Source organism: [Flexibacter] sp. ATCC 35103 (assembly GCF_001975985.1).
Classification (GTDB): domain Bacteria; phylum Bacteroidota; class Bacteroidia; order Flavobacteriales; family Flavobacteriaceae; genus Flavobacterium.
On sequence record NZ_MTQF01000001.1, the window covers coordinates 419,145 to 444,203 of the forward strand.

The 25,059-nt window shown below is 33.2% G+C and carries 21 protein-coding genes; 4 read left to right on the forward strand and 17 right to left on the reverse strand.

The annotated features are described in order from the left end of the window. Nucleotides 1-71: 71 nt before the first annotated feature. Nucleotides 72-1,256, reverse strand: coding sequence for an endonuclease/exonuclease/phosphatase family protein (locus tag BXU01_RS01725; protein WP_083691423.1), 1,185 nt, complete (start codon nucleotides 1,254-1,256; stop codon nucleotides 72-74). Between the two features lie 197 nt (nucleotides 1,257-1,453). Further along, the gene (locus BXU01_RS01730) at nucleotides 1,454-2,494 is read right to left on the reverse strand and encodes an agmatine/peptidylarginine deiminase (RefSeq protein WP_083691424.1); all 1,041 of its coding nucleotides are present in this window, start codon (nucleotides 2,492-2,494) and stop codon (nucleotides 1,454-1,456) included. A gap of 188 nt (nucleotides 2,495-2,682) precedes the next feature. On the opposite strand from BXU01_RS01730, the gene BXU01_RS01735 reads away from it, so the two are divergent. Together BXU01_RS01735 and BXU01_RS01740 are read left to right on the forward strand one after the other, a co-directional pair. Then, nucleotides 2,683-4,206 carry a choice-of-anchor I family protein gene (locus BXU01_RS01735; protein WP_083691860.1) on the forward strand — a complete coding sequence of 508 codons (1,524 nt, stop codon included), beginning with the start codon at nucleotides 2,683-2,685 and terminating at the stop codon, nucleotides 4,204-4,206. A gap of 221 nt (nucleotides 4,207-4,427) precedes the next feature. Then, nucleotides 4,428-5,693, forward strand: a complete 1,266-nt coding sequence (locus BXU01_RS01740; RefSeq protein ID WP_055097897.1) for an OmpA family protein — start codon at nucleotides 4,428-4,430, stop codon at nucleotides 5,691-5,693. 124 nt (nucleotides 5,694-5,817) lie between these two features. Here BXU01_RS01740 and BXU01_RS01745 read toward each other — a convergent pair whose 3' ends face one another. From BXU01_RS01745 to clpB, 7 genes are all read right to left on the reverse strand, one after another. Then, entirely contained in the window at nucleotides 5,818-6,705 is an 888-nt protein-coding gene (locus BXU01_RS01745) for a carbon-nitrogen hydrolase (protein ID WP_056251458.1), read from the reverse strand. Between the two features lie 80 nt (nucleotides 6,706-6,785). Then, entirely contained in the window at nucleotides 6,786-7,169 is a 384-nt protein-coding gene (locus tag BXU01_RS01750; RefSeq protein ID WP_083691425.1) for a DUF6169 family protein, read from the reverse strand. 409 nt (nucleotides 7,170-7,578) lie between these two features. Further along, a complete protein-coding gene (locus BXU01_RS01755) occupies nucleotides 7,579-7,989 on the reverse strand; it encodes a hypothetical protein (RefSeq protein WP_083691426.1) in 411 nt (136 codons plus the stop codon). A gap of 294 nt (nucleotides 7,990-8,283) precedes the next feature. Then, nucleotides 8,284-9,171, reverse strand: coding sequence for a DUF808 domain-containing protein (locus BXU01_RS01760; RefSeq protein WP_083691861.1), 888 nt, complete (start codon nucleotides 9,169-9,171; stop codon nucleotides 8,284-8,286). A 535-nt stretch (nucleotides 9,172-9,706) separates the two neighbouring features. Beyond that, nucleotides 9,707-10,747, reverse strand: coding sequence for a hypothetical protein (locus BXU01_RS01765; protein WP_083691427.1), 1,041 nt, complete (start codon nucleotides 10,745-10,747; stop codon nucleotides 9,707-9,709). A gap of 20 nt (nucleotides 10,748-10,767) precedes the next feature. Next, nucleotides 10,768-11,259 (reverse strand): T9SS type A sorting domain-containing protein, encoded by a 492-nt coding sequence (locus BXU01_RS01770; RefSeq protein ID WP_083691428.1) that lies wholly within the window; start codon nucleotides 11,257-11,259, stop codon nucleotides 10,768-10,770. A 149-nt stretch (nucleotides 11,260-11,408) separates the two neighbouring features. Beyond that, nucleotides 11,409-14,012 carry an ATP-dependent chaperone ClpB gene (clpB, locus tag BXU01_RS01775; protein ID WP_083691429.1) on the reverse strand — a complete coding sequence of 868 codons (2,604 nt, stop codon included), beginning with the start codon at nucleotides 14,010-14,012 and terminating at the stop codon, nucleotides 11,409-11,411. Nucleotides 14,013-14,218: 206 nt separating this feature from the next. Here clpB and ytxJ point away from each other — a divergent pair, with 206 nt between their 5' ends. Beyond that, the gene (ytxJ, locus tag BXU01_RS01780) at nucleotides 14,219-14,608 is read left to right on the forward strand and encodes a bacillithiol system redox-active protein YtxJ (protein WP_083691430.1); all 390 of its coding nucleotides are present in this window, start codon (nucleotides 14,219-14,221) and stop codon (nucleotides 14,606-14,608) included. Nucleotides 14,609-14,706: 98 nt separating this feature from the next. Here the strand turns inward: ytxJ and BXU01_RS01785 are convergent, their stop codons facing one another. Together BXU01_RS01785 and BXU01_RS01790 are read right to left on the reverse strand one after the other, a co-directional pair. Further along, on the reverse strand, nucleotides 14,707-15,882 hold the full coding sequence (locus BXU01_RS01785; protein ID WP_083691431.1) for a hypothetical protein: 1,176 nt from the start codon (nucleotides 15,880-15,882) through the stop codon (nucleotides 14,707-14,709). Continuing rightward, on the reverse strand, nucleotides 15,879-16,880 hold the full coding sequence (locus BXU01_RS01790) for a DUF2157 domain-containing protein (protein ID WP_083691432.1): 1,002 nt from the start codon (nucleotides 16,878-16,880) through the stop codon (nucleotides 15,879-15,881). The genes BXU01_RS01785 and BXU01_RS01790 overlap by 4 nt, the downstream gene beginning before the upstream one ends. A 215-nt stretch (nucleotides 16,881-17,095) precedes the next feature. On the opposite strand from BXU01_RS01790, the gene BXU01_RS01795 reads away from it, so the two are divergent. Next, nucleotides 17,096-18,157 (forward strand): polysaccharide lyase family 1 protein, encoded by a 1,062-nt coding sequence (locus BXU01_RS01795; protein ID WP_083691433.1) that lies wholly within the window; start codon nucleotides 17,096-17,098, stop codon nucleotides 18,155-18,157. A gap of 71 nt (nucleotides 18,158-18,228) precedes the next feature. Here the strand turns inward: BXU01_RS01795 and argH are convergent, their stop codons facing one another. From argH to BXU01_RS01825, 6 genes are all read right to left on the reverse strand, one after another. After that, nucleotides 18,229-19,509, reverse strand: coding sequence for an argininosuccinate lyase (argH, locus tag BXU01_RS01800; RefSeq protein ID WP_083691434.1), 1,281 nt, complete (start codon nucleotides 19,507-19,509; stop codon nucleotides 18,229-18,231). Between the two features lie 92 nt (nucleotides 19,510-19,601). Then, a complete protein-coding gene (locus tag BXU01_RS01805) occupies nucleotides 19,602-20,672 on the reverse strand; it encodes a M20 family metallo-hydrolase (protein ID WP_083691435.1) in 1,071 nt (356 codons plus the stop codon). A gap of 276 nt (nucleotides 20,673-20,948) precedes the next feature. Beyond that, on the reverse strand, nucleotides 20,949-21,725 hold the full coding sequence (gene argB / locus BXU01_RS01810; RefSeq protein ID WP_083691436.1) for an acetylglutamate kinase: 777 nt from the start codon (nucleotides 21,723-21,725) through the stop codon (nucleotides 20,949-20,951). Nucleotides 21,726-21,820: 95 nt separating this feature from the next. Further along, complete coding sequence (locus BXU01_RS01815; RefSeq protein WP_083691862.1) at nucleotides 21,821-22,768, reverse strand: N-acetylornithine carbamoyltransferase; 948 nt, start codon at nucleotides 22,766-22,768, stop codon at nucleotides 21,821-21,823. A 98-nt stretch (nucleotides 22,769-22,866) separates the two neighbouring features. After that, complete coding sequence (proB, locus tag BXU01_RS01820) at nucleotides 22,867-23,628, reverse strand: glutamate 5-kinase (RefSeq protein ID WP_083691437.1); 762 nt, start codon at nucleotides 23,626-23,628, stop codon at nucleotides 22,867-22,869. 134 nt (nucleotides 23,629-23,762) lie between these two features. Next, on the reverse strand, nucleotides 23,763-24,956 hold the full coding sequence (locus BXU01_RS01825) for a glutamate-5-semialdehyde dehydrogenase (RefSeq protein WP_083691438.1): 1,194 nt from the start codon (nucleotides 24,954-24,956) through the stop codon (nucleotides 23,763-23,765). Nucleotides 24,957-25,059 lie beyond the last annotated feature (103 nt).

The following is a 25,059-nucleotide window of genomic DNA, read 5'->3' on the forward strand; positions in this document are numbered from 1 at the left end:
ATTTTATGTTATTCGACGTAAGGAGAAATCATCAAGAGAAGCTCTACAAAGATTGGATTTCTGTTGCGGAGTTACTCCAAAACCACCTTTACCCAAACCAAACGATGATCCGAACTTGATTCCCGTTTTTCAACCAATTCTGACATTGGTTCGCCTTTGGCAGGCCAGAACACGCCACTGTTAATAAATTTAAAACCAAGTTTGGAAGGCAATACATAATCAGCACGCATTCTCCAAAAAGCAGTATGATTAATTCCGAAAGGATTTTCAGGAGTATATTCAGCACCACCTTTACTAGCAGGTGTAAAATCACTATTAACTTTTGGACTGGTAAGTAATGACTGTATACCTTCTTTGATAGCGTTTCCTTCAACCGGCGAAGCATTTTGATCTCCCATAATAACAAATTGAGAATTTGCAGCTAACCCGCCTTTTACACCTTTGTCATCATAAATATACGAAGCGGAATTGTCTGAAATGTAGTCCTTCCAGAACCTAATTTCATCATGATTTCTTTTTCCATTACGATCTTCATCACCATCAAAAGAAGGAGGAGTTGGATGGCTGGCTAAAATATGAACTGTTTTCTCTCCAACCTGAACAGGAACGTCCCAGTGAGATTTAGAAGATAATGGAAATTGCGCCCATGCCTCCTTGCTATACCAATCTGATCCATCCGCCTTTTTAGTAAGCAGTGGTTCCGGCATATCTTTCCATTTAAAATTTTGAAAAGTACGAACTGCCTTAACATCAATAGGATATTTTGACAAAAGTACCATCGCATATTGACCGGGATACATACCAAATCCCCAGGCATCACTTCCGAAATTTTCCAACTTTCCGTCATTGTTCAAATCGTAAGGACTTGGCTGACCGGTATTCACGGTTGAGTAATAGTAATAAGGATAATCAATTGCTTTTGCTCCGCCTTGAGCCACTTTTAAATAATTTTTGACAAACGCCTTTACACCTAGTTTAGGATTTTTAATGTAGTCAAACTCGTTTAGCAGAATAACGTCAGGCCTTACGGTCTGAATAATCTGGGCGATATTTTTGATTTGAGCATTATTTCCTGAATTAAGCTCATGGATCAATATCTGTTCCGAATTTCCCTTTGTACCTCTTGGAGAATAATTTTCAGATTCCATACTTACATTATAGGTCGCAAATGTAAGTTCCGTTTTTTTTTGTGAATGGGACTGTGAGAAAAGAAATCCTGCGGAAAGCATGGAGAGGGTAAAAAATATTTTATTCATATAAAATTAAATCTGCATTTCTGCATTATTGAATATACGAATATAAGAATGTTGCTCTGGACACCCGGCAGTCTGCATGTTAAATATATGTCAATAAAAAAGGCTTTAGCCAAATATAAATTTTGACTAAAGCCCTAATGATGACTTATTTTTCTCTATTTAAAACTGGAGGCTATCTGTGTAATCTGTGGCCAATATTAAGCAGGAATCTGTTGACTCAAACAGTGTAAAGTTCCAAATCCCCAGATAAAATCGATACAGCTTATTCCGATTACTTCTCTGTCCGGAAAACATTCTGCTAATATATTCAAAGCAACACGATCATTGCTATCATTAAAAGTAGGAACCAAAACACAATTATTCAATATCAAGAAGTTAGCATAACTCGCCGGCAATCTTAAAGTTTCAAAATCTACTCGTTTTGGCATTGGCAATGCTACAATTGTTGGCGATTTTCCGTCTTCTAATTTTGCATTTTGCAAACGTTTCAGATTGTCTTGTAACGGTTTGTAATTCGCATCATTTTTATCTGTTTCAACAATTGTTACAATAGTATCTTCATTTACAAATCGGCATAAATCATCGATGTGACCGTGAGTATCATCTCCTTCTATTCCATCTCCAAGCCAAATTACATTGGTAACTCCAAGATATTCCTTGAAAACTGCTTCGTAATCTTCTTTGGTAAAATTTTTATTTCTAACCTGAATTGTTGGATGCATCAAACATTCTTCAGAGGTTAATAAAGTACCTCTTCCGTTTACATCAATTGCTCCTCCTTCTACAATTACCGGTTTCCCTTTATACATTACCTGTGTTAAGGGAACATCAATAAAATCCGCTATTTTACCCGGAACAAATTTATCTAATTGATAATTTTTATATTTTGCCCAACCATTAAAATTGAAATTTAATGCTTCTCTTTTCGAACCATTTTTTACAATAATTGGCCCTGAATCACGCATCCAGCTTCTGTTGGTTTTATGAATGATGAAATATACATTCGCAATATTAACGCGTGCTCTTTCTAGCATTTCTGTTACTTTTTCTTTTAGTTTTTCATCGGCTACGACCAAAAAAACAGTTTCAAAAGTGGCTACTTTTTTAATAAATTCTACAAAAGCCCATTGAACAGCTTCGTATTTTCCTGGCCAGTCGTTACCATTGTGCGGAAAACACAATACAATTCCTTGTTGTTTCTCCCATTCTGCTGGAAATCTTCTATTATTTGTTGACATAAAGAGGTTCTAAATTTGAAAGTGTACAAAGATAATCATTCAAAAGGATTATAAAATACTACAATTGAAATCATATTCTATTTAGATTAAATATCTGATAAAATTTAAGTTAAAGATTAAATAATACAGCCTTAATATACGACGGGACTATGCTAATTACTTTTGGAAAAACTAAAAAAAAACACAAAATGAAAAAACTACCTATCTTATTATTAGCAACTTTATCTATTATGGTAAGTTGTAATAATGATGAAAACTCAAACAGTCAGGAACCTGAAGTTGTTGTAAATGAAAATCCGGGAACTTTTAAAGAAATTGGTTCTGTAACTATTGGAGGCGAAGGTGCAGCAGAAATAACGGCTTATGACGAAAAAACAAAAAAACTTTTTACAGTAAATAATAGCGGAACTAATCAGATCGATGTTATTGATTTATCTGATCCAACAAAACCAACCAAAATTGGCAAAATAGATTTAACTCCATATGAAGGAGCTTCAAACAGCGTTTCTGTTTTTGATGGAAAACTGGCAGTTGCCCTGGAATCAACCGTAAACAAACAAGGAAACGGAAAAGTAGCCATCTTTAATACTACAGATTATAGTTTAATCAAGCAAGTTACTGTTGGTGCATTACCTGATATGGTTACTTTTTCGCCTGACGGAAAATATATTATGACGGCGAACGAAGGAGAACCAAATACAGATTACACACAAGATCCAAACGGAACAATTTCTATTATTGAAGTAGCAAATAATTATGCTGTTACTACTTTAGATTTTAGTTCTTTTAGCAGTCAGGCAGTAGCTTTGCAAAAGGATGGTTTCAGAATTTCAAAATTTGCCAAAAGTTTTGCTCAGGATATCGAGCCTGAATATGTGACTATTTCAGATGATTCTAAAACTGCTTGGGTAACATTGCAGGAAAATAATGGTGTTGCAAAAGTAGATTTAACTTCTAAAACAATTACAGCTATTTATCCTTTAGGTTTTAAAGATTTTAATACTGCTGAGAATGCAATTGATGTTTCTGATAAAGATGATAAAGTAGCTTTTAATCCATGGAAAGTAAAGGGAATGTTTATGCCTGATGGTATTAGCCATTTTTCTGCAAATAATACGCCGTACTTTGTTACCGCAAATGAAGGTGATTCGAGAGAATACGCAGCGTATTCAGATATTAAAAGGATGAAAGACATGAAACTTGATGCAACTGTTTTTCCTGATGCTGCAACTTTAAAATTAGAAACCAACTTAGGCAGATTAAATCTTATTGCTGATATGGGTGATACTGACGGCGATGGTGATCTTGATGAAATGGTAGCTTTTGGAGCACGTTCTTTTTCGATCTGGAACGGAAATACTGGAAAAATTGTTTACGATAGTAAAAATGATGCCGATAAAAAAACAAATGAATTAGGAACTTATGATGATAAACGCAGCGATGATAAAGGTTCAGAACCTGAAGCTGTAGTTGCAGTTAAGATGGGAAGTCAGAATATTCTGTTTGTTGGACTAGAAAGATCAGATTCTTTCATGACTTATGATATTACAAATCCTGCTTCGCCTCAATATTTACAAACGGTAAAAACCGGAGACGCTCCGGAAGGAATATTATTTATTCCGGCGTCTAAAAGTCCAACTAAAAGAAGTTTGTTAGTAGTTAGTAGTGAGGGAGATGGAACTATAAAAATTTACCAGCCGGATTTAAAATAAACCTAATATTTACAATTTTCAAAAAGAGCTAAAAAATAAATTTAGCTCTTTTTTTTGCTCTAATATTTCGATTCTTTTAACGTATTTACATAAATAAAACCCAAAAGGTGGGAATTATGTAAGAGCGAATAGAACACATTCTAAAACTCGTAGTATAATTTTGTCCAGAGTTTAAAAAGAAAAACTCTTAATAATCACAATTAAATTAAAATTTGGATATCATGAAAAAGAAATTAGCTTCAGTATCGCTCTTACTATTAGCATTTGCTGCAAATGCACAAAATATGGCAACAACGTCAACTCAACCATCTATTGAAAAACCGGGTTATAACAGATGGTCGATCGAATTGAATGGTGGTTTAAATAAACCAACAAGAACAATGACATCTGGTTACTCTACTGAAACTGTAAGTCCGTTTCACGCAGATTTAGGTGTAAGATATATGTTTAACCCAAAATTTGGTTTAAAATTTGATGTTGGTTATGATCAATTTCAGGAACGTGATAACACACCTGATTTCGAAAGTAAATATTATAGAGCAAGTGTACAAGGGGTTATTAACCTTGGTAGAGCTTTAAACTTTGAGACCTGGACAAATACATTTGGTTTATTAGCACACGGTGGTTTTGGTGTTTCTCAATTAAGTTCTGATAAAGGTTTTGACGGAAAAGATTACATGGGTCATGGAATCATGGGTTTAACAGGACAAGTTAGATTAAGCAACAGAATTGCTTTAACCGGAGATCTTACAGGTATTGTTAACGGAAGACAAAACCATAACTTTGATGGGCGAGGTCTTACTTCAACTGGTTCATTTGATGGTGTTTTACTAAACGCTTCTGTTGGTTTGACTTTCTACTTAGGTAAAAACGAGAAACATGCTGACTGGTATTCTGAAGAAAACGAAAGATTAAACAAATTAGAAGACAGAGTTACAACAATCGAAACTGGTCTTATTGATACTGATAAAGATGGTGTTGCTGATTTGTATGACTTAGAACCTAATACTGTTTCAGGAGTTGCTGTAAATACTAAAGGACAATCTATTGATACCAATCAAAATGGTGTTCCGGATGAATTAGAAAGCTACTTAGACAAAACTTATGTTAAACAAGGAAGTCAAACTGCAACAAACAATACTGTTGAAGAGTTGATTAACGGAGGTTATGTTAATGTTTATTTTGACTTTAACTCTTCTAAACCAACAAATGCTTCATTATCTGGTGTTGACTTCTTAGTGAAATACTTGAAAAACAACCCAGGAAAATCTGCAGATATCATTGGATATTCTGACGAAATTGGAAGTTCAGATTACAATACTGAATTATCTAGAAAAAGAGCTGAATCTGTGAAAAAAGTAGCAGAAAATGCTGGAATCGATGCTTCAAGATTGAATGTAATTGCTAACGGTGAAGATACTTCTGTGAATAAAAATTCTAAAGAAGCTCGTCAAATCGTAAGAAGAGTTACTTTCAAAGTAAAATAATCTAATTATATATTTTTAAAAATCCGCTTCGGAATATTCTGAAGCGGATTTTTTTTTGTTTTAAAGAAAATAAAAAAGGACGAAATATAAATTTCGTCCTTTTTCTATTTATAAATTGACTTAATTAGTCAATCGCTCTTTTTGTAATATCACCAAAAGCATCGATTCTTCTGTCTCTGAAAAATGGCCAGTTCTGACGTACATTTTCCTGCAGATCCAAATCAACTTCAGCAATTAGTATTTCTTCCTGATCGTGAGAAGCCTGAGCTAAGATCTCGCCTTGTGGCCCAGCAATAAATGATGCTCCCCAAAACTGAATTCCTTCTGTTCCTTCGATATATTTTTCTAAACCAATTCTGTTTGCAGCAGCAACAAAAACTCCGTTTGCAACAGCATGACCTTTCATAACGTTCATCCAAGCTCCATACTGGTTTTCTCCATATTGTTCTTTTTCTTTTGGATGCCATCCTATTGCAGTTGGGTAAAACAATACTTCGGCTCCTTTTAAAGCTGTTATACGAGCAGCTTCCGGATACCATTGATCCCAACAAATAAGGGTTCCAATTTTTCCTTTTTTAGTTTCAATCGCCTGAAAACCTAAATCACCTGGAGTAAAATAGAATTTCTCATAGAAATGTGGATCATCCGGAATGTGCATTTTACGGTATAAACCAGCTTCTGTTCCGTCGGTATCAATAATATAAGCACTATTGTGGTAAATTCCAGCCATTCTTTTTTCGAAGAAAGGAACAATAATTACAACTCCTAATTCTTTTGCTAATTCGCTAAAAGCAATAAACGAAGTACTGTAAAGTGGTTCTGCTAATGCAAAATTGTCTACATCTTCGCTTTGGCAAAAATAATGACTGCTATATAATTCAGGTAATAAGATAACTTCTGCACCTTTATTAGCAGCATCTTTTACCCAGCTGATACATTTTTTAAGATTATTTTCGGCAACGTCATTTAGATTTAACTGTATAACGGCAATTTTATATTTTCTTTTCGGCATGACATAAATTTTAGAGTGCAAAAATAGTAATTTTTAAAAGGATTTCTGAAAATCTGATTTAGAAAAGTTTTAAATCAAAATTATTTTAAGTTGGTAAATTCTTCTAATTGTAAATTTACTTTTTCAATAACTTCCTGAAGTTTATAATAATCTGTTTTAAAAATAAATCCTAAGTGATAATTCACGTTTTCTTCTGGAATTTGATATAGAAAATTAACTTTAGAGAATTCATTTTTTTGAGTTTTTATATACCACTTATCAAATAACTTTTTTCTAAAGTCTTGCTTAAAATCGACGCTATCGCAGACATAATATAAAATGAGATTGGGATTTGTAAGAAGATAATCATTTATAATTGCCGTAATCGTAACTTCTATTTCAGGATCATTAAAAAACTTTTGATTATTAGTTTCGCCAAAATCGACAGAATATAAATTTTCAAAAAAATCATTATCAAAGTTCATCTTTCGAAAACTGACAAAATACTTTAAACTGTATTTTGTGGTAAAATAAAAAAGAGGGTCACGACCCTCTTCTAAAATATATTGATACATAAAGTTTATATTCTATTTTTTTCCTAATTTTAATATAATCTCTTTACGATGTTCTTCTTTTAAATCAACCAATTTTTTTAAAACAGAAACTGTTTTAGTATTTGGTTTTATGATTATTGTTTTTTCCATTGTGTTTTGAATTAAAGACAAATGTAAGAAAATATTTTTACATGTGTTTATTTTTGAATAATTTGCTTTTTAAATAACCATATTTTATCTTACAAAATCATACAATTTAAAAAACCATTCTGCATCAATTTAAAAAATTAATTCTTTGCAAAATGGTTTCTAACCTAAAATTTATCTATAAATAACCTAATTATTCAATAACCACTTTTGTAGTTACGAATTCCTTATCTGACTTTTTGAATTTGATTTCGAAAGTTCCTTTTGTAGTTGATTTAAACTTATAAACTGTTTTCTTAGGATCCGGAACTTGTTGTGTACAAACTTCTGATGGGTACTTTGCTTCTACCTGTAAACCTTTATCTGTTCCAATTGTTGCCTCTGTAATTCTATTAAATTCACCACAAGCATTATCTACAATAAAGGTTACATCATAACTCAATTCTTCATTGACTTTTCCGGTTGCGGGACCTTTTACTTCTGTTACAAATGCAATTTTTGTAGTGGGCTCAGGTGTAAATTTATCATCATCATTGCTGCATGAAATCAATACTATTGATAAAAATAATACTACAAAAACTGATTTAAATTTAAAATTTTTCATATAAAATAATAATTAATTGTTAATTACTATGAAGATGTTGATGAGTTGCTTTGGTTGCTTTGGGAAAATGTTAAATAATTCAGTTAAATAGCTAAACAACTATGAATCAAAAACTTATTATCATAATAAAAATTAAACATCAACAGTTATTTCTTATAAAAAATTAAATCCAGTGTATAGGTTTGGCAATTATTACGATCGGAACAATTGATCTTTAAATAAGGAATTGGTTTTCACAAAAAAAAACACTAGCCTTTCGACTAGTGTTTTTTGATATTTGTATGTGAGAACAGTTTATGCTATTTCTTTCTTTTTAAATATTTTTTTGATTAGGTTTACAATAGCTAAAACCGCAAATCCTAACACAATACCTACTACAAATTCTTTTATTATTACAGGTATATTAATTTTAGGTGATAGATGATGAAAAAATGGGATATAATGCACAAAGATTCCACCTGCAACCAAAATTAATGCTATTGTACCAATCACCGTTAAACTTTTAATTACTATAGGAAGGGCTTTCACTAATATATTCCCTATAAATTTTGACAGACTTTTTTCCTTTTTGCTAAATTTAATAAGTTTATAACCTGCTTCATCCATTCTAACAATAAGTGCAACAATACCGTAAACACCAATAGTTGCAATTAATGCAATTATCGAAGTTACAATAATCTGTTGTATAAGTGGTTCATCAATTACGGTACCTAGAGCAATAATTACGATTTCTACAGATAAAATAAAATCGGTTACTATGGCTGATTTTACTTTTCCTTTTTCGGCTTCTAGAATTTCTTCTTCTGTTAAATTTTCTGCTGTTATTCCTGCAGATTCTTCGTGGCTGTGTGGAAATACAAATTCATAGATTTTTTCGGCTCCTTCATAGGCCAAAAATAATCCTCCAAGTACAAGGATTACAATGATTGCAACTGGTAAAAATGCACTTAATAAAAAGGCTATTGGTAAAATAATTATTTTATTAAGGAGCGAACCTTTACTGATTGCCCATAATACAGGAAGTTCTCTCGATGAAGCAAATCCTGAAGCTTTTTCAGCATTTACAGCCAAATCATCGCCTAAAATTCCAGCTGTTTTTTTTGCTGCAATTTTACTCATTACTGCAACATCATCCATAATTGCTGCGATATCATCTAATAGAACGAAAAAACCTGATGCCATTATTCTTGCTTTTTTTTGAAGAAACAACGTAATTAATTGATAATGTGTATCAAATAAAATTAAGGTGTTTTATGATTTATTTTTGCTAAACTAATACTTTTTGATCAAATCTATCCTTACAATTTTATCCTAATTGTATTTTTATTTTTGTTAAAATAAAACATACTGAATAGATTGTTCTATTTTAGAATAAGCTTCTTTTTACTCAACAAAGCTTAACTGCATTGTCCTAAAAGTACCCAAATAATAATAAAAACGAAGATGGTACCAAAACATCCTCCACCTAGTTTTTTTGCTCCGTAACCTGCCAGTAATCCTCTAAAAATATTATTCATAATGTCTTTGTTTTTAAGTTATTATTCAATTGATTATTGTGTAAACACACTCATGTAAAGTTGATAACTTAATCTTAAAATCTTTTTATATGACTTTTAAAAAAAGTTTCATGATTTACGGATTTGAAATTTCTAACAAAAAAGCATCAGTTGTTTAACTGATGCTTTTTTGTTTAATAATTATTAAAAGGAATAATAATTTAATCAGTAGTAACACTATAACCTCTGTTTATTAAAGTTGTCTTATCTATAATACCTTGTCCTGTAGGAGGAGCTGGAGGATTTTGATTCTGCAGATTAATACCAGCTGAATTGAAAGTAACATTTAACATTTTGCTTAAAATCAAATTAACCTGTGAACTTGGAAGTGCATTCCTGGTAAAATTTAAACTTGGACTGCTATTATAAGTAGAAGATAATGATGGTAAATCAATAGAACTAAGAATAGGATTATTACTAAAATAAATGTCTTTTGTTTTAGCCAACAAAGGGAAAGAAGCAGAAACTAAAATTGGATTACCAAAAATATTCAAGTCATATCCATTTATTGTTTTTAATAAAGGAAATGTAATCGAACTTACTTTTTTATTCCCTGAAACGCTTAAACCATCATAAACTTCAGTAAGATTATTTAGATTTATATTTGCTAAATTTATATTATCAACGATTTCCAAATTTATAAGTTTCTTTACTACACTTAAATCTAACGTTGTCAAATTTGTTGTTCCATTTACATAAATATTTTCTGTGTAAGGTCCCAACTCAGCTGCTATTTGTGCTGCTGCCTGCTGATCTGTAATATCTCCGGTTATTACGATACTTGTTTTTCCTTGATTTTGGCTGCTTCCGGAATATAAAGCATAAGGAACACTTAAAAGCTGGCTTGTACCACTAATTGTGTAATTAGTTCCTCCAGTTGGGTCAATTTCAGTTTTGATAAAGTGTGATCCTGCACCCCAACCTATCCCTGCAAAAGTTCCGGTAACAGGTGTTCCTCCACCTATTTCTATGGTAGCTAATCCGTTATTGTTTGTTGTTGCTGTTTGGGTTTCTACATAACTTGCTGTGCCACTTGCTGATCCTAATAAAATACTTGTTTTTATATTTACTAAAATGTTCGCAACCAATGTTCCATCTGTTTTACGAATAACAGATTGGTAACTCATTTTTTGTGGAGCCTGTGCTAATAAAATTGTAAATGAACTTAATAAGAATGATAATACTAGAGTAATTTTTTTCATATGTTTCTGCTATTTTGATATTATTTTTTAATGATTTTAAAAGTTTTTATTGTTTTGTTACGATCATTTATTGTCAGAAAATAAATTCCCTGATTCAATTTTTGCATGGATATGCTTGTTTCAGAACTGGTTATTTTTGAATTTCCGGAGATTATTTTTCCATTTATGTCAAATAAATTATACGATAAATCATTTAATTTGTCATTTACAACTACTAAATTCAGTATATCAGTCGTTGGGTTTGGATATGCAGACATTACAAGATTGATTCCAGTAAATTCATCATTACCTAACGTAGCGATCTCATAAGGTTGTTGTATACCTTGCAATATATATTCACTAGCTCCCGTTAAACTGGTATAAACCGTCTGCCCAATAGAATAACTGGATGAACCTCCGGCTCCGGTAGCATTTCCTCCTGAAACTACAACAGTTTGCTGTGCATAAGTATTTGTTATAAATGAAATATAGGTAATAAATAAGATTAAAAGAGTTTGTTGGTTTCTTTTCATATAATTGTTTTAATTGTTAGTACTTCAAATATATATCAATTCTTACATAAAAGCAGTATTGCAAATGAGGTAATCATAAAAATGACATAAAAAAAACACCAGCCTTTCAGCTGGTGTTTGTCTCAAAAAAATAAAAACCAAAAAAATAATTATTTTTCAATATGGGTTTGGTTTCTAAATACCAATTGACCATCAAAGGCATCTATTAAAATGATGCTGTCTGTTGTAATATTTCCTGCCAAAATTTCTTTAGACAATTGATTCAGTACTTCTCTTTGTACGACGCGTTTTACCGGTCTTGCACCAAACTGCGGATCGTAACCTTTATCAGATAAATATTTAATCGCTTCCGGAGTTGCATCCATTACAATACCTTGTAAAGCAAGCATTTTTGTAACACTCTTAAGCTGTAAACTCACAATTCTTGAAATGTTTTCTACTGTTAAAGGTGTAAACATTACAATTTCGTCTATACGGTTTATAAATTCCGGACGAACAGTTTGCTTCAACAATCCCAAAACTTCAACTTTTGCTGATTCTGTAGCTGATTCAATACTTCCTTTCAGGTTTTCAAATTTATCTTGTATGATCTGACTTCCCATGTTGGATGTCATGATGATAATTGTATTTTTAAAATCTGCCAGACGTCCTTTGTTATCTGTTAATCGGCCTTCATCAAGAACCTGCAATAAAATATTAAAAGTATCCGGATGTGCTTTTTCGATCTCGTCCAGCAAAATCACAGAATATGGTTTTCTACGTACTGCTTCCGTCAATTGGCCACCTTCGTCATAACCAACATATCCCGGAGGCGCACCTACTAAACGGCTCACACTGTGACGTTCCTGATACTCACTCATATCGATACGCGTCATGGCATTTTCGTCATCAAAAAGATATTCGGCCAAAGCTTTTGCCAATTCGGTTTTACCAACTCCGGTTGTTCCTAAAAACAAGAAGGTACCAACTGGTTTTTTCATGTCCTGTAAACCGGCACGGCTTCTGCGAACAGCATCACTTACAGCTTCTATCGCTTCTTCCTGACCTACAACACGCTTGTGCAATTCGTCTTCTAAATGCAATAGTTTTTCACGTTCTGTCTGAAGCATTTTCATTACCGGGATTCCGGTCCATTTTGCTACGACTTCTGCAATATCTTCTCGCGTCACTTCTTCTTTGATCAAAGAATTTCCTGATTGATATTCCTGCAACTGTTTTAATAAAACATCAAGACGTTCTTGCGCTTCTTTTATTTTTCCGTAACGAATTTCGGCTACTTTTCCGTAGTCTCCATCACGCTCTGCACGCTCTGCTTCGTATTTAAAATCTTCAATTTCTTGTTTTACAGTCTGAATTCCGTCAACAACATCTTTTTCTGATTTCCATTTTGCATAAATTTCATTGCGTTCTTCTTTAAGATTCGCCAAATCCATGTGCAGGATTTTCAGTTTACTTTCTTCTTTTTCACGTTTAATGGCTTCAATCTCAATTTCAAGCTGCATGATTTTTCGATCCAGAACATCTAATTCTTCTGGTTTTGAATTGATTTCCATACGCAGTTTTGAAGCTGCCTCATCCATCAAATCGATCGCTTTATCCGGTAGAAAACGGTTTGTAATATAGCGTTGCGAAAGTTCTACTGCGGCAATAATTGCCTCATCTTTTATCTGAACTTTATGATGCGTTTCATATTTTTCCTTGATTCCGCGTAAAATAGAAATTGCACTTTCAGTATCCGGTTCATCAATCAAAACCTTTTGAAAACGACGCTCCAAGGCTTTATCTTTTTCAAAATATTTTTGATATTCATCTAAAGTCGTTGCTCCAATGGCTCTTAACTCACCGCGAGCCAAAGCTGGTTTCAGTATATTGGCTGCATCCATTGCACCTTCTCCTCCACCTGCACCTACAAGTGTATGAATCTCGTCGATAAATAAAACAATATCACCTTCTGCAGCTGTAACTTCTTTTACAACCGCTTTTAAACGTTCTTCAAATTCTCCTTTAAATTTAGCACCGGCAATAAGGGCTCCCATATCCAGTGAGAAAACAATTTTATCTTTTAAGTTTTCCGGCACATCACCATCAACAATTCTGTGTGCCAAACCTTCTGCAATAGCAGTTTTACCAACTCCGGGCTCTCCCACTAACATTGGGTTATTTTTTGTTCTGCGCGTCAAAATCTGCAAAACACGACGTATTTCTTCGTCACGGCCAATTACCGGATCAAGTTTTCCGTCACGCGCTAATTCGTTTAGGTTTTTAGCGTATTTATTTAATGAATTATACGTTTCTTCAGCTGAAGCCGATGTTACTCTTTCTCCTTTACGAAGTTCTTCAATGGCTGCTTTTAAGCCTTTTCCTGTAACTCCCTGATCTTTTAAAATCTGTGAAACTTTACTTTTTGAATCGAAAATTGCTAAAATTAAATGTTCGATAGAAACATATTCATCGTTCATTTTTTGAGCAATAATCTCAGCTTCATTCAATGCTTTATTGGCATCTCTGGAAAGTAAAATATCTCCTCCGGAAACTTTTGGAAAGCTTTGAATAGTACTGTCTAATATTTGTAAAAACAACGGAACATTTACATTTAGTTTTTTTAAAATAAACGGTGCTACATTTTCGTCTACTTCAAAAATAGCTTTAAAAATGTGTTCGTTTTCTATTTGCTGCTGCCCGTTGCGTTGCGCCAATTGCTGTGATAGCTGAATGGCTTCCTGCGACTTAATTGTAAATTTATTTATGTTCATATGTATACGATTTAGGTTTGATTTTTGACTATAAAGTTCGATATCATTAAAATTACAATTTATTGGATTAAATTTTAACTTTAAATATTATAACTTTGCTAACGATCAGTCAAATTATATTCCACACTAAAAATACAGACAAAATGACGCTAAAAAAGTGATTTTCATCATTTTTAAACGCCAAAAAGTCATAAAACAAGTCAAATATGAGTTTTTTTAATTCAATCTTCGGAAATTCAGATAATACAGATACCCCAAAAAGTAATGTAAATTGGACAGAATTGACCGATGTAGCACAATTATTAGAAGTTACAGCAATCTCAAATGAAAAGCCGGTTGTAATTTTTAAACACAGCACAAGATGCAGTATTAGCCGTATGGCTTTGAAACAATTTGAGCGTGAATACGATTTAAATGAAAGTGTTGATGCTTATTTTTTAGATCTGATTGCGCACAGAGATATCTCTAACGAAATTGCAAGCAGGTTTAATGTATATCACGAATCTCCACAACTTATCCTAATCAGAAACGGAAAAGCAATTTATGACGTTTCTCACAGCGATATTGATGCCGTAGCTTTGAAAGAGAAAATATAGTTTCAGGTAAAATGATTTTTGTAAAATGTGAGATGTGAATTAAATAAATTTACATCTCACATTTTTATTTACAATTAATCAATGACATTGACAAATAGCTAAAAGCTTCCTTTTGAACCTCCGCCACTAAATCCTCCTCCTCCAAAATCCATTGGAGAATCCGGAGCTTTTATTTCTGGTTTTATTCCAAAAGTTGAAGCAACTATTAAAGCTTCCGCATTTAAAATTGCATTTGAGTTATTGATTCTATCCGGCTTGAAAGTTAAACCTGTTTCGTTATCTTTTAGTTTTCTAATCGAAAAATAAGCTATAGTAAACAACACGAGTCCGCCAAGAGTTAGCGCTACTTCTATTGGTAAAACCGAGTAATAAAATCGAATGGTATAGATAGAAAATGCGATGGCCAAAAAACTAATCCAAAGCATAATTCTGTCTTTTGTTTTTAAGGCCTGAACCAAATAAAGAACAGGAACGATAAAAGTGAAAGCATAAAAGAAAATTGCAAACGGAATATCTTGTCCCGGAAGTACTTCATTACCCAAAAGTTCAGCCGAAAGCTCTCTAACAACCAAATAATTGCAAGAAAGGTAAAACAATACCAAACAAAAACTATTGGCTAATAATAAACCATTATAGTAATAACTTACTTTTAGATTCTTAATTAATCTTTTTGTAAAAAAGTAAAATGCGGCTGAAACCAGCATGGCTGCAAATGGTAAAATCGTTTTTCCGACATCTCCAAACTCAAACATTGCAAAAAATAAAACTGCCGCTGCTGCCAAACAAAAAACCAATAAAGAAAGTAAATGTAAATATCTTCTGTACATAAAAAAAGAAGCTACTGCTACAAAAAGTGCTATTTGTATCTCATAACCTTCCGACGTTATGGCAATCGCAAATCCTACATTTAAAAGTGCCCCTAAAATAAAAGCATCGTCTAAACCGTGTCCATAATACTTTTGACTAGCGAAAAACTCAGCTCCGGCAAAACCAATTGCTGCAAAAATATAACAGCAAATATTAAAAAATGTACGTTCAGAATTAGAGCCTGTCAATCCTAATAATGCGATTACACCACAGAGCGACAAATATAAAAATGCTCCCAATAAAAAGAATCCCAATCGTACCAAAATGTTACTTTGTCTCTTAAAAGCCGGTAATTCTTTTTTAATTATATTTTTTTGCTCCTTACTAATAAATCCAGCAGATTCTAAAGAATTAGCTTCTTCAACTAAAGCCAAATTGTTTAATAAATTTTTATCGTATATTATCATGCTGCAATTTCTTTATTGAAGGTTTTAATCAATTTTATAAACATTATTATAGAGCCAATAAAATATATTGGAAGGATCATAATAAATAAAACCCATACATCAGAAAAATTAATGTTCTCCATAATCCTGACAAAAAATATATTAATTCCAATATAGGCGTATATAATCATAAAAACATATAATGAAATTGCCTTAAGTTCATGGCTGATTCTGTAAAAATAAAAAGAAGAAGCTGCTAAGACAATTAGAAACAAAAACCATATTCCGTCCTCAAAATACTCAAGCAAACTGCTTATTGATGCAATGCTGATGATATGCAACGCAAAAGTGAGATAGATAATATTAAAATGAGTTTTTAATTGAATTCTTGAGCTGTAAATTGTCCATAAAACAAGTAGTATTCCTAAAATTATGGCTGAATAACTTAAACTCTGATCTCCATAAAAATTACTGTTATTTAGCAAATCCTGAGGTGTTACAGAAAGTCCAATATAGGCCGCCAATCCTGTAATAGCAATCGTAAGAACACTTTTATTATCAAAATAGTATGCGCAAAAGAAACTAACCAAGGTTGGAATTAAAGTTGCAAACCTATAATTTGTGCCAAATGGTTGATATTGAAATTGCAAATATCCTATAAAAATACACGTCAAAATACTGGCGGCTAAAACCAGATATTCTAAAACAGGATGTTCAAATTTAGTTTCGTGTTTTTGAAATCCACTTGAATTTTTAAAACAGTAATAAAAGCAAACTCCAATAACGATTAACAAGAGCGAAAGAATTGCAATATGCCCAATAGTATCAATATTGTTATAAATCAAAATACCAATTCCGGATGTAAATAATAACACAGATAGATAGAGAAATAATTTAAGCTCTGCATTTAACGAAAAAATATTTAAACTGCGATATGAACTAATTTCCTGGTATTGATTTTCAGTTATTAGATTTTTCTCCAACAGTGCTTTAGTTGCTTGGTCATCAAACTTATTCATATTTTAATTTTATAAACATACAAATCAAAAATAGTCTTTTTTGTTTGAATAAATCTTTGACAGTAAAAATAAACCTACTAAACCTGTGTTTTATCTACCATTAATTATAATATTTTGACAAAATATTAGTTTATAAATTTTATTAAACTAAATTCGTGTAATCGATTACATTGAACTATCTAAACAAAAACCACAAAAAAAAACTTACTCTAAAAATGAAAAAAAATCTTATAGTGCTCTTTCTCTTATGGAGCATATCGAATGTTTTTGCACAAAATTATTATATGGAATCTCCAGAAGGATTTGGTGCTACAGCTACCGGAGGTAAAAATGCTACTCCTGTTATAGTAAAAACTTACGAAGATTTACTGGCAAAAATTAAATCAAATTCTCCCGAAGTAATTTTAATATCCGGAACCATTACAATTCCTAATGGAAAGCCCATACAGCAAATCGTTTCTAATAAATCTATAATAGGATTGCCGGGTGCCAAACTTGTTAATGAAAACCAATCAAATCCAGGAGCCGGTATTTTATATTTAAAATCAGGATCTGATAATGTGATTATAAGAAATTTAATTTTTGTTGGTCCGGGATCTTATGATATCGACGGTCAGGATAATTTAACAGCAGATTGCACCAATCTTTGGGTAGATCACTGCGAGTTTCAGGACGGTCAGGATGGCAATTTTGACAATAAAGGCAAAACAGATAACGTCACTATTTCATGGTGCAAATTTACCTACTTAAAAGAACCAAAATCAGGAGGTTCCGGCGGAGCTGATGATCATAGTTTTAGCAATTTAATTGGTTCCGGTAAGAATGATTTTCCTGCTGATGGACATTATAGCATAACTTTTAAAAATTGTTATTGGGCAAAAGGATGTAAACAAAGAATGCCCCGAGCCAGAAATGCCGAAATTCATATTCTGAATTGTTATTACAACACATCAGAATCCGGTTCTTTGGCCATTGGTTTGGGCGGAGGAATTAAAAACTCTACGTGTTATGTTGAAGGTACTGATTTTGCCAAAGTCGAAAAAGTTTTTAAAGAATACATTAGCACAGATGGGGGAACTGTTGGAATTGCTTTTGATAATTGTCGCAAAGGTCCAATGGATTTTGGTACACCGGTAAAAAAACCTTCTTACAGCTACACGACAATTCCGTTAGGAAAAGTTGAAGAATATGTAGCTAATTCATCGTGTGGTGCCGGAGCAACACTTCAGGTAACTTCAAATGGAGTAATCTCTAGAACTTGCACTACTAAAAGCTAATCATAATACTATTACATAAAAAAGCCGATTTGCATTGAATACAAATCGGCTTTTTTTATTGTGAGAAAGCTTTAAAAAGCGGCTTTCATTTTATCTTTAATCGCTTCTAAGCATAAATTATTGATACTGCCTTCGTGCGTGTGTTTTGTTTCTTTAGGAGATTGATAGGTTCCTGCTTCTAATTGTTCTGCAACAGCTTTGTATGCATCTCTAAAAGGCATTCCTGCAACTACCATTTCGTTTAAAGTATCTACTGTAAATAGGTAATCGTATTTTTTATCTTTTAAGATATTGTCTTTTACGGTAATGTCTTTTACAGAGAAAATCGCAATATCTAAACATGCTTTTAGGTTTTGAAGTGCCGGAAATAATCCTTCTTTCAAAAGTTGTAAATCCCTGTGATAACCACTTGGTAGATTATTCGTAATTAAAGTTATTTCGTAAGGAAGTGCCTGAATCTTGTTGCATTTTCCTCTGATTAATTCGAATACATCAGGATTTTTCTTGTGAGGCATAATGCTTGATCCTGTTGTAAGATGTGCTGGAAGACCAATAAAATCAAAGTTTTGACTCATGTACAAACAAACATCCATGGCGAATTTTGATAAAGTTCCGGCAACACTTGCCATTGCAAATGCAACAGTTTTTTCTGCTTTTCCGCGGCTCATTTGTGCTGCAACGGCGTTGAATTTTAAGGTTTCAAATCCTAATTCTTGCGTTGTAAATGTTCTGTTGATTGGGAATGAACTTCCATAACCTGCAGCAGATCCTAACGGGTTTTGATCAACGATTTTTGAAGCTGCATTTAACATCGTAACATCATCAATAAAACTTTCGGCGTAGGCAGAAAACCACATTCCGAATGAGGATGGCATGGCGATTTGTAAATGCGTATATCCTGGCAATAAAACGTTTTGGTGTTTTTCTGCCGATTCCATCAACAAGTCGAATAATGTTTTTACTTGTTCTTTTAAGGCTTTTAATTCGTCTTTCAAGTACAAATGAACGTCTACTAAAACCTGATCGTTACGAGAACGCGCAGTGTGGATTTTCTTACCGGCATCGCCAAGTTTTACGGTTAGAAGATATTCGATTTTAGAATGTACGTCTTCGAAACTGTCTTCGATTACGAAGTTTCCTTTTGCAACGTCAGCAATGATTTCGTTTAAGGCATCAACCAAAGAAGTGGTTTCTTCCTGAGTTAATAAACCAATTTGGCCCAACATTTTAGCGTGTGCAATAGAACCTAAAGCATCGTATTTTGCCAAAACTAAATCTAGTTCACGATCGTTACCAACGGTGAAATGTTCGATTTGTTTATCTGTTGGTATTCCTTTTTCCCAAAGTTTCATAGGTTCTATTTTTTTTTCGCCACGAATTCACGAATTATTTTTTGAAAATCTTTGAATTTAAAATTCGTGAATTCGTGGCGGTTTTTCTTTTCTTATAATTTAAAGAAATCAGTTAGTATTTTGATATACAGGTCGACTCCTTCTTCTATTTCATTTAAAAAAATAAATTCGTCTGCTGAATGCGAACGTAAAGTTTCTCCTGGCCCTAATTTTAAAGACTGACAGCTTAAAACGGATTGATCTGAAAGTGTTGGCGAGCCATAAGTTGTTCTTCCTAAAGCAATTCCGGCTTGTACTAAACCATGCTCAACCGGAATAGACGATGCGTTTAAATGCATTGATCTTGGTGTTACTTCGGCATTTACATTTGCTTTTACTACTTCGAGAATCTCTGCATTTGTATAACGATCTGTTACCCGAATATCTATCACCAAATCACATTCTGAAGGCACTACATTATGTTGTTTTCCGGCACTAATTTGCGTTACGGTCATTTTTACGGGACCTAAAACGTCTGAAATTTTGTCGAATTTATAGTTTTTAAACCATTCCATTACAGGAATTGATTTGTATAATGAATTATCATCGTTTTGATGTGCGGCGTGGCTTGCGGTTCCTTTTACTTTTACATCCAGAACTAACAAACCTTTCTCAGCAACAGCAAGTTGCATTAATGTTGGTTCGCCTACAATGGCGCAATCTAATTCTGGCAAATGTTTTAAAACGCTGTTTAAACCGTTTTTTCCGCTGCTTTCTTCTTCGGCCGAAGCTACGATTACAAGGTTATGAGACAGATTTTGATTCTCATAAAAATAAACAAAAGTGGCTAATAATGAAACCAGACATCCTCCTGCATCGTTGCTTCCTAATCCGAATAATTTACCGTCTTTTTCGATGGCTTTAAACGGATCGTTTGTGTAGGCTTGATTTGGTTTTACAGTATCGTGGTGTGAATTTAGTAAAAGTGTTGGTTTATTTTCGTCGAAATATTTATTGAAAGCCCAAACATTATTATTTTCTCTTTTAAAAGGAATTTCGTTTTGATTGAACCAATTTTCTATTAAAAGTGCCGTTTGATCTTCTTCGCTTGAAAAAGAAGGGGTTTCGATAAGGCTTTTTAATAAATTAATTGCTTCCTGGGTAAGCGTTGCAATATTTTTCATAGTTATGGTTTCTTTGCCGTTATCCCGATAGCTATCGGGACAAAGTCACGAAGTTTTAATTAAATCTGTGACATTTTTAATTTGCGCAAATTTCTTAAATTAAAATTTAAAAGTACTGCGAAGCTCTGTTTTTTTGCCACTAATTGCACTGATTTTCACAAATTATCTTTTTGTCACAGATTTAAAATCAAAATAACTTTTTTATGTACGTCTAAAATTATTTTGTCTTTAAACAGAAAAAATTAGTGTCAATTTATGTAATTCGTAGCAATCTCTCTATAAAGTAATCGTTGTATGCAGAACGTCAGGGTTTTGAAGCATTTTATGATGCCCAATTTTGATTTTCTGAACGCCTCTTGACAAACTATTGAAGCAATTGTCCAGTTTTGGAATCATTCCGGAATGGATAACTTTTTCTTCTTTTAGTTTATTATAAAGTTCTTCATTGATTTGGGTTATTACAGATGAATCGTCTTTTGAATCTTGCAAAACGCCTTGTTTTTCGAAACAATAAGTTAGTGTAACATCAAAAACTTCAGACAATGCGATTGATAGTTCGCTCGCAATAGTATCGGCATTTGTGTTTAGTAATTGTCCGCTTTTATCGTGAGTGATGGCGCAGAAAACGGGAACGATTCCTGTTTCTAATAAAGTGGCTAATAATTTGGTATTAACCTGTTTTACATCGCCTACAAATCCGTAATCGATTGTTGGGTGATTTCGTTTTGTAGATTGAATTAAATTTCCGTCAGCTCCAGAAAAACCAATTGCGTTATTGTCTTTGGCTTGCAATTGCGTTACAATATGTTTGTTGATTTGTCCTGCGTAAATCATCACGACAACATCCAACATTGGCGCATCGGTGATTCGGCGTCCGTCGATCATCTGCGGAACCAAGCCAATACTTTGAGCCATTTTCGTAGCCGATTTTCCTCCACCGTGAACTAAAACTTTATGTCCTTCGATTTTAGAAAAATCGGTTAAGAATTGTTCTAACTCGGTTGGATTATCGATGATGTTTCCGCCAATTTTTATTAAAGTAACTTTTTTCATGAGGTTCAAAGGTTCAGAGAGACAAAGGGACAAAGTTTAGATTCAGTACGTAAAAACCTCTGAACCTTTGCAGCTTTGCGCCTTTGCACCTTCATTTACATTTTTTTAAGAATCTTTTGTAAAACTAATTGTGCCGAATACGTTCTGTTATTCGCCTGCTCGATTACAATTGAATTTTCTCCGTCTAAAACTTCGTCGCTTACAATTACGTTACGACGAACCGGAAGACAGTGCATAAATTTTCCGTTGTTGGTTAATGCCATTTTTTCGGCTGTAACGGTCCAATTTGGATCTGTGTTGGTTACTTTTCCGTAATCATTGAAGTTACTCCAGTTTTTTACGTAAACAAAATCGGCGTTCTCGAAAGCTTTATCCTGATCGTATTCGATTTTACAATCTTTTGTGATTTCAGGGCTTAATTCGTAACCTTCAGGATGTGTGATTACAAAATCCATGTCTTTTTGCATTTGCATCATTTCTACGAATGAATTGGCAACGGCTTGCGGTAAAGCTTTTGGATGCGGCGCCCACGACAAAACTACTTTTGGTTTGTGTTTTGTTTTGTATTCTTCCATTGTAATGGCGTCTGCCAAAGATTGCATTGGATGACGAACAGCGCTTTCCATATTTACGATTGGCACGGTTGCATATTTCAAAAATCCTGAAATAACGGTTTCTTGATAATCTTTTTCTTTGTCTACTAAACCTGCAAAAGCACGGATAGCGATAATATCGCAATACTGAGAAACTACTTCTGCAGCTTCTTTGATGTGTTCTGAAGCGCCAGAATTCATTATTGCTCCGTCTTCGAATTCTAATGTCCAGCCTTCGTTGGTAAAATTCATTACCATAACGTTCATTCCTAAGTTTATCGCGGCTTTTTGAGTACTCAAACGCGTTCTTAAACTTGGGTTGAAGAATAACATTCCTAAGGTTTTATTTTTACCTAATTTTTGATTTTTAAGTGGATTCTTTTTGATTTTTAATGCACTTTTTACCCATTTTGATAATGAGTCGATGTCTTTTATTGAAATATAATTCATGCCTTTTTTTTTGAGTTTGTTTTTTTTCGCCACGAATTCACGAATTAGTTTTGATAATCTTTGAATATTAATTCGTGAATTCGTGGCTATATAAACTATTAAATAATCTTGGTAAAAGGAATTTCGCCTTTTAAAGCCTTTAAAATAAAATTATCATTTAATCCGTTGACGATCCAGGTTTCGATGTTGGCTGCTTTTGCAATTGCGGCTGCTTCTATTTTAGACAGCATTCCACCTGTTCCGTGTGATGATTTTGATTCGCCGATTTCTTTTTCCAATGTTTTTAAATCATTTACTAATTTAATCGTTTCAGGATTTACATCGTGAATAGAATCTTTAGTATAAATTCCGTTCGTATTGGTGGCAATAATCAGAATATCAACATTTAAGAGAACTGCGGTTAAAGCTGCTAATTTATCGTTATCTCCAAACCGAATCTCATCTGTGGCAACGGTATCATTTTCATTAATAATCGGGATGTAATTGTTCTCAACCAAAACGTTTATTGTGTTGACAATATTTACTTTTGACTGGTCTTTTTCAAAATCTGAATAAGACAATAAACATTGTGATGTCAATAAACCTAAATCACTGAAATTTTCGTGAAAAATACGCATTAAATGTGGCTGACCAATTGAAGCTAAAGCTTGTTTTAATGCAATTTCTTTGCCTTTGCTTTCTAGTTTTACGAATTGTTTAGCGGCTGCAATGGCTCCGGAACTTACAATTACAAATTCGTAATCTTTGTTTAGAGCAGCAATTTGCATACCTATATCTTCGATCTTTCCCCGCGAAATATGATTGGTTTCTTTGGTTAAAGTATTACTTCCTATTTTTAATAAAATCCTTTTTTTTGACATGCTGTATTTTTTTTACCGCAAAGGGCGCAAGGTTTTTTATTCTGTTTGTGCTTACAAACGCTATCCCGAAGCCTCGGGACGCAAAGCTTTGTCTACAATTAAATTGCAATTATCTAATTGACAAATTATCTCAATTACCTAATTTGCCCTTCTCCGTAAACGTACCATTTGTTTGTTACCAAATGTTGCAAACCAATTGGTCCTCTTTGGTGCAATTTATCGGTGCTTATCGCTAATTCTCCTCCTAAACCAAATTGTCCTCCGTCTGTGAAACGGGTTGAGGCATTTTGGTAAACTGCGGCTGTATCAACGGCATCCATAAATTCTTGAGCTGCTTTATCGTCTCTGGTAATAATTACTGCCGAATGTCCGCCACAATATTTATTTATTTTTTCGATCGCATTTTCTTCAGAATCAATGGTACCGATTACGATTTTATAATCTAAAAACTCTTCGTACCAGATATCTTCGTTCTGAAGTGTTTCTGTGTCTTCAAAGCTTTTTAAAGATTCATCAACGATTACTTCAACATTAGATTCTTTTAAAGTCTCGATTAAAATAGCTGTAAAACCTTCAAAATTTGGCAATTTAGAATCTATTAAAACCTTATCAACTGCATTACAAGCCGAGATTTTAGAAGTTTTAGCATTCAAAATTATTTTTAAAGCCAAATCTGTATCTGCTTTTTCATGAACGTAAACAAAATTGTTTCCGCGTCCACTTACAATAACCGGACAAGTGGCGTGGGCTTTTACAAACTCAATTAATTTTTCTCCTCCTCTCGGAACTATTAAATCTACTTTTTGAGTTGGTTTTTCTAAAAAAGCTTGTGTTTCTGCACGATTATAATTGAGATATTCTACCCAATCTTTCGAAACTCTATTTTCTTCTAAAGCCTGATGCCATAAATCAACAATTTTCAGGTTTGATTTTAAAGCTTCTTTTCCTCCTTTTAATAAAATCTTATTTCCGGATTTAAAGGCAATTCCTCCTGCTTCGATTGTAACATCTGGGCGAGATTCATAAATGATTAAAATCGTACCAAAAGCGGCTGTTTTATTTATGACTTTTATTCCATTATCATGAACAAAATGAAAACGCTCTACTCCAACCGGATCTTCCTGAGAAGCTAATTGGTTTAAGGACAAAATCATCTCGTCGACTTTTTTATCATCTACTTTTAGGCGTTCTTCCATTGCTAAATCTGAGCCGTCGTAAGCGAGTAAATCTTCCTGATTAGTCAAGATAATCTGACTCCGCTCCTGCTCAACTAGCTTTGCCATAGAGCGCAAAACCAGATTGCGTTTTTCAATTGATAATGGATTCATTTTTTTGGTTTAATTGGTTAGTTGGTTTAATCGTTTAACTGGTTAATCGTTAATTTGCTTAACCATTAATTTGTTTAATCGATTAACCAGTTAAACGATTAAA

Coding starts and splice junctions, on each gene's coding strand:
- BXU01_RS01730 (WP_083691424.1), bottom strand. CDS start 2,494: ATGTCAACAAATAATAGAAGATTTCCAGCAGAATGGGAGAAACAACAA.
- BXU01_RS01725 (WP_083691423.1), bottom strand. CDS start 1,256: ATGAATAAAATATTTTTTACCCTCTCCATGCTTTCCGCAGGATTTCTT.
- BXU01_RS01785 (WP_083691431.1), bottom strand. CDS start 15,882: ATGATAATATACGATAAAAATTTATTAAACAATTTGGCTTTAGTTGAA.
- ytxJ (WP_083691430.1), top strand. CDS start 14,219: ATGAGTTTTTTTAATTCAATCTTCGGAAATTCAGATAATACAGATACC.
- clpB (WP_083691429.1), bottom strand. CDS start 14,012: ATGAACATAAATAAATTTACAATTAAGTCGCAGGAAGCCATTCAGCTA.
- argH (WP_083691434.1), bottom strand. CDS start 19,509: ATGAAACTTTGGGAAAAAGGAATACCAACAGATAAACAAATCGAACAT.
- BXU01_RS01745 (WP_056251458.1), bottom strand. CDS start 6,705: ATGCCGAAAAGAAAATATAAAATTGCCGTTATACAGTTAAATCTAAAT.
- BXU01_RS01735 (WP_083691860.1), top strand. CDS start 2,683: ATGAAAAAACTACCTATCTTATTATTAGCAACTTTATCTATTATGGTA.
- proB (WP_083691437.1), bottom strand. CDS start 23,628: ATGTCAAAAAAAAGGATTTTATTAAAAATAGGAAGTAATACTTTAACC.
- BXU01_RS01740 (WP_055097897.1), top strand. CDS start 4,428: ATGAAAAAGAAATTAGCTTCAGTATCGCTCTTACTATTAGCATTTGCT.
- BXU01_RS01825 (WP_083691438.1), bottom strand. CDS start 24,956: ATGAATCCATTATCAATTGAAAAACGCAATCTGGTTTTGCGCTCTATG.
- BXU01_RS01760 (WP_083691861.1), bottom strand. CDS start 9,171: ATGGCATCAGGTTTTTTCGTTCTATTAGATGATATCGCAGCAATTATG.
- BXU01_RS01765 (WP_083691427.1), bottom strand. CDS start 10,747: ATGAAAAAAATTACTCTAGTATTATCATTCTTATTAAGTTCATTTACA.
- BXU01_RS01795 (WP_083691433.1), top strand. CDS start 17,096: ATGAAAAAAAATCTTATAGTGCTCTTTCTCTTATGGAGCATATCGAAT.
- BXU01_RS01755 (WP_083691426.1), bottom strand. CDS start 7,989: ATGAAAAATTTTAAATTTAAATCAGTTTTTGTAGTATTATTTTTATCA.
- BXU01_RS01805 (WP_083691435.1), bottom strand. CDS start 20,672: ATGAAAAATATTGCAACGCTTACCCAGGAAGCAATTAATTTATTAAAA.
- BXU01_RS01815 (WP_083691862.1), bottom strand. CDS start 22,768: ATGAATTATATTTCAATAAAAGACATCGACTCATTATCAAAATGGGTA.
- argB (WP_083691436.1), bottom strand. CDS start 21,725: ATGAAAAAAGTTACTTTAATAAAAATTGGCGGAAACATCATCGATAAT.
- BXU01_RS01770 (WP_083691428.1), bottom strand. CDS start 11,259: ATGAAAAGAAACCAACAAACTCTTTTAATCTTATTTATTACCTATATT.
- BXU01_RS01750 (WP_083691425.1), bottom strand. CDS start 7,169: ATGAACTTTGATAATGATTTTTTTGAAAATTTATATTCTGTCGATTTT.
- BXU01_RS01790 (WP_083691432.1), bottom strand. CDS start 16,880: ATGAATAAGTTTGATGACCAAGCAACTAAAGCACTGTTGGAGAAAAAT.